3 protein-coding genes are annotated in these 3,478 nt (G+C 63.3%); all 3 read left to right on the top strand.

Annotation, left to right across the window (positions count from 1 at the left end):
• Positions 1 to 705 precede the first annotated feature (705 nt).
• Genes istA through AWB67_RS35175 form a run of 3 tightly spaced genes read left to right on the top strand, consistent with a single transcriptional unit; the run spans position 706 to position 3,363 of the window.
• Positions 706 to 2,385 (top strand): IS21 family transposase, encoded by a 1,680-nt coding sequence (istA, locus tag AWB67_RS35185; RefSeq protein WP_445344250.1) that lies wholly within the window; start codon positions 706 to 708, stop codon positions 2,383 to 2,385.
• The gene (gene istB, locus AWB67_RS35180; RefSeq protein WP_087650116.1) at positions 2,366 to 3,148 is read left to right on the top strand and encodes an IS21-like element helper ATPase IstB; all 783 of its coding nucleotides are present in this window, start codon (positions 2,366 to 2,368) and stop codon (positions 3,146 to 3,148) included. The genes istA and istB overlap by 20 nt, the downstream gene beginning before the upstream one ends.
• Positions 3,145 to 3,363 (top strand): hypothetical protein, encoded by a 219-nt coding sequence (locus tag AWB67_RS35175; protein WP_087660520.1) that lies wholly within the window; start codon positions 3,145 to 3,147, stop codon positions 3,361 to 3,363. The genes istB and AWB67_RS35175 overlap by 4 nt, the downstream gene beginning before the upstream one ends.
• Positions 3,364 to 3,478: the final 115 nt, after the last annotated feature.

Here is a 3,478-nt window from a genome sequence, read left to right as displayed (position 1 = left end):
TGTCGATGGTGCTGGAGATCCGCACAAATCTGGCGGCGTCAGGTTGACGTCGGCGTTACATAGGCATAGGCGGAGATAAGACGCGGTGCTGTTTGCCTTGGGAATACCGGGGTAAGACTGAAGAGGCGTTGACGCGGGGTGCGTCGAAGGGAGCCCGTAGGGCGACTGGAGACGCACCCCGCGTCGCGTCGCGCGAACAGTCGGGCACGTGGTAGAAAGGCGGTTCGCCGAAGAAAAAACAGGCGCGGCATCGGTCATCAAGACCTCGCGAGTCCAACCGATGCCGCGCCCACACTGAGTCCGGATGTCAGGTCCGGCGCACCTGTGCGCGTCAAGTATTGCATGGCAGGTGCGGTCTGTCGATGGTCTTCGGCGTTCATCAAGGAGCGCCGATGCCCCGAGGAAATCCCCGTGGGTTGCAGCCCACGGGCCGCCTGTTCGTGTGCGCCCGTTGCCGGGCGCAGGTCTTCATTTGCCGTCGTTGTGATCGCGGCAATCGCTATTGCCGTGATTGCGCCCGAGAAGCGCGTCGTGCCAGCGTGCGCGAATCGGGTCGACGCTATCAGCGCGGCCGTCGTGGGCGCTTCGCTCATGCGGCGCGAGCCCGACGCCACCGGGCGCAACGCAAAATCGTGACGCATCACGGTTCACCTACTCCCTCTTCGAATGATGTACTGCGAGCGGACCTGACGACAGGCGCCGCCGTTGCAGTTCAATCCGATGATCGTGCAACGGCGGCGCCAGCGACGGCGGCGTCAGCAAGGCCGCGCTGTCACTGTTGTGGCGGCCTGCTGCCGCCGTTCGTGCGTACCGGCTTTGTGCGTCGTCGAGGTCCGCGTCGTGTTTATTGTTTCGATCGCGGAGACATTCCTGATGACCATCAAAGCTGAACTGGAGGCACAAATCCTGCGCTTCTATCACGTTGAAAAGTGGCGCTGCGGCACCATCGCGAAGCAGTTGCGCGTGCATCGCGAGACGGTGCAGCGTGTGCTCGCGCATGCGGGGCTGCCAAGGCACGGACCGCCGCCGCGCCCTTCAATGATTGAGCCGTACCTGCCGTTCATCCAGCAGACGCTGGAGAAGTTCCCGACGCTGACGGCCAGCCGCCTGTACTCGATGGTACGCGAGCGCGGCTACAAGGGCGCGCCGGACCACTTCCGGCACCTGATTGCGCAACGCCGTCCGCGTCGGGCGGCCGAGGCCTTCCTGCGTCTGCGCACCTTGCCGGGAGAGCAGATGCAATGCGACTGGGCGCATTTCTCTCACATGGAAATTGGTCGGGCCCGGCGCCCGCTGATGGCCTTCGTGATGGTGCTTTCGTACTCACGCGACCTTTATCTGCGCTTCTTCCTCGATGCCCGGATGGAGAACTTCCTGCGTGGTCATGTCGGCGCGTTCACCCACTGGGGTGGCCTCGGAAAGGTCATTCTTTACGACAATCTTAAAAGTGCTGTGCTCGAGCGTCAGGGTGATGCGATCCACTTCAACCCGAGGCTGCTCGCATTTGCCGCGCATTACCGGTTCGAGCCCCGACCGGTGGCGGTTTACCGCGGCAACGAGAAAGGCAGGATCGAACGGGCAATTCGCCATATACGCGATGCGTTCTTCGCGGCGCGCACCTTCACTGATCTCGACGATCTGAACGCACAGGCTGAGCACTGGTGTCGTACCCAGGCGGCCGACCGTCCATGTCCGGAGGATCGCGCCATGACGGTACGCGAGGCCTTCGCAAAGGAGCAGCCGTTGCTGCTGCCGCTGCCGGAGAACCCGTACCCCGTGGAGGAGCAGCTCGAGGTCAGGGTCGGCAAGACGCCGTACGTGCGCTTTGATTTGAATGATTACACGATCCCTGCCGCGCATGTGCGTCGCACGCTGACGGTACGCGCCGATCTGCAGCAGGTGCGTGTGTTCGACGGCGACCAGGTGATTGCCCGCCATCCCCGCAGCTATGACCGCGACGCGCAGATCGAACTGCCCGGGCACATCCATGAACTCAAGGAACGCAAACGCCAGGCGAGCCAGCATCGCGGCGTCAACAGCCTGACGAAGGCCGTGCCGGCCAGCCAGTTACTGCTCACGCGCGCGGCTGAGCGCGGCGCGAACCTCGGCGCGCTCACGAACGGGTTGCTGCGCCTGCTCGAGCGTTACGGCGCGGCCGAACTGCAGGCCGCAGTGGAGGACGCGCTCGCGGCAGGCGTACCCCACACCAACACCGTGCGTCTGGCGCTGGAGCGCCGGCGTGCCGAGCGCGGTGAGCCGCCTCCGGTCGCGATGAGTCTGCCCGAGCACGTGCGGCGCAAGGACACGCCGGTGCAGCCGCACCGGCTCGACAGCTACGATCAACTGACCACGGACAATGGTGACCATGAACCCGAAAACCACTGATATCCTGCTCGCACGCGCGCAGACGTTGCGCCTGAACGGTCTGGTCGGGCACTGGTCTGAAGTAAGCGGCGCTGAATGGGTCGCTCCGCTTATCCAGTGGGAAGAGGACGAGCGCACCCACCGATCCCTGCAGCGGCGCATCCGCGCCGCGAAGCTCGGTGACTTCAAGTCGCTGGGCGACTTCGACTGGCAATGGCCCAAACGAATCGATCGCGTGGCTGTCAATGAACTGATGTCACTGGAGTTCGTCAGGGAGGCAACCAACGCCGTGTTCATCGGCCCGAACGGCGTGGGTAAATCGACGCTGGCGCAGAACGTGGCTCATCAGGCGCTCATCCAGGGCCACACCGTGCTGTTCAGGGCCGCCGGAGAAATGCTCGGCGAACTTGCCGCGCTCGATAGCGATTCGGCGTTGCGCCGGCGTCTGCACTACTACGCAACGCCGGAACTGCTCTGTATCGACGAAGTCGGCTATCTGTCGTACTCAAACCGGTATGCCGACCTGCTGTTCGAATTGATCAGCAGGAGAAACGGGGCACGTTCTACGATCGTCACGACCAACAAACCGTTCTCGGCCTGGTCCGAGGTGTTCCCGAATGCCGCCTGCGTCGTCTCGCTGGTGGACCGGCTGGTGCATCGCGCCGAGGTCATCTCGATCGAGGGCGAATCCTACCGTCTCAAGGAAGCGCGCGAGCGCGCCGAAGCACGTTCCCGAAGGCGAGCGGCGAAGAAGAGCGGCGCACAGGAAGGAGCGGACGAATGAGTCCAACGCCCTTGCTGCCATCGGGCCGACGGTATGGCCTGCCGTTCGTCGTGCCCGAAGACTGGACACCCGAGCAGGCGTTCGCCGTGTTCGAACTGCTCGAGGACCTGCTTGCAGTCGTCACTGACTTCTATGGATGTCAGCTTCACGAGAAGCTGTCCGAGCGGCGTGCACCTTGTTGCGATACGCCAAAAGGAGAGAACCCTCCGTTCTGACGAACTCGTTGCTCATCACGTCAATCACAAAGGGGCCAGCGGTGCCCCTTTATTGTTGAACGTTTCACTCAACCTTGCGCCGCCATCTTTAAGCGCTTCTACACCGCCGCTAACA

It is taken from the genome of Caballeronia terrestris, from assembly GCF_001544515.1.
Lineage (GTDB): Bacteria > Pseudomonadota > Gammaproteobacteria > Burkholderiales > Burkholderiaceae > Caballeronia > Caballeronia terrestris.
Note: the sequence above shows the minus strand (reverse complement) of the source record. Positions and strands in the feature narration are given on the sequence as shown.

What these genes read in the sequence shown, in the direction of transcription:
- istB (WP_087650116.1), top strand. Translation starts at nt 2,366, where the DNA reads ATGAACCCGAAAACCACTGATATCCTGCTCGCACGCGCGCAGACGTTG.
- AWB67_RS35175 (WP_087660520.1), top strand. Translation starts at nt 3,145, where the DNA reads ATGAGTCCAACGCCCTTGCTGCCATCGGGCCGACGGTATGGCCTGCCG.